The following is a 321-nucleotide window of genomic DNA, read 5'->3' as shown; positions in this document are numbered from 1 at the left end:
TCTGCGGCGCAGCCTCACCCCCTACACGGACGGAGATTCGCGCATGAAGCACTCCCGTACAGCAGCAGGTGCGGCGGCGGCCACGCTGGCCGCCGGCCTACTCCTCGGCGGCGCCCCCACGGCCGCCGCCGGCCCGCAGGAAACGGCCCAGCGGATCACGACGGAACAGGAGCTGACGCAGAGCCTCCTCGCCGCCGTCGCCCTGCAACGCGAGGGCGCCAACGGGCCCCTCGCCCCCACCGCCCGCGGCATGATGGCCGTCCTCCCGTGCTGAGGAGGCCGACCCGGTGAGCGCCGCCGCCACGGAAGACGACACCACCC

Annotated in this window: 1 protein-coding gene; it reads left to right on the top strand. The window is 75.1% G+C overall.

The window, feature by feature from the left end; translation table 11 throughout:
• On the top strand, window positions 1–274 hold a 274-nt coding region (locus tag ADK65_RS05335), incomplete at its 5' end, for a hypothetical protein (protein ID WP_234352800.1).
• Window positions 275–321 lie beyond the last annotated feature (47 nt).

It is taken from the genome of Streptomyces sp. NRRL B-1140 (assembly GCF_001280065.1).
Lineage (GTDB): Bacteria > Actinomycetota > Actinomycetes > Streptomycetales > Streptomycetaceae > Streptomyces.
This window is presented reverse-complemented; position numbering and strand designations above follow the sequence as displayed.